This is a genomic window from Maribellus luteus, from assembly GCF_003576475.1.
Lineage (GTDB): Bacteria > Bacteroidota > Bacteroidia > Bacteroidales > Prolixibacteraceae > Draconibacterium > Draconibacterium luteum.
In genome coordinates, this window is record NZ_QWGR01000287.1 from 1 (window position 1) to 517 (window position 517).

A 517-nucleotide genomic window follows, 5' to 3' on the forward strand; every position below is an offset into this window, starting at 1 on the left:
GAGGTGGCGCCGAGCAGGTCGCGGTAGAGCTTGATGCTCTCGTCGATCGAGGGCGTGGCGACGCCGACATGGTTCAACTTGCCGATCATGAGCTTACGTCCTCAAGTTCAGATGCGCAGGACGGTCACCTCGACGATGGGCCGCCGCTCCCAGACGCGCTGCGAAGCCTTCTTCAGCGCCCGCGCGATCGCCTGTTCGACAGCGGTATCGTCCTCGCGCTCGTCGGCGTCCAGTCGTTTCAGCGCGCCCTCGGCGATCTCGGCCAGGTCGTCGAGCGCCTCTTCGATGGGATAGTCGTCGTCGCCCGGCAGGCCGACGCCGCGCACCTGCGGCCCCGAGGTCAGGCGCCCGCGGGCGTCGAGCGCCACCGCGACCGTCAAGACGCCGTTGAAGGCGGCGTGTCGGCGCTCGCGCAGAGCCTCGCCGTTGGCCGGCGTCAGGACGCCGCCGTCGACGAACAGGCGGCCGGACGGCGCCTCGTCGATGATCTCGGCCCGGCCGGGCGCCAGGCGAACCA

General features: G+C 70.6%; 1 protein-coding gene. It reads right to left on the minus strand.

What is annotated here, in order from left to right; genetic code table 11:
- Nucleotides 1-107: 107 nt before the first annotated feature.
- A partial coding sequence (locus D1614_RS27595) for a ribonuclease J (protein WP_206610217.1) occupies nt 108-517 on the minus strand: 410 nt, incomplete at its 5' end.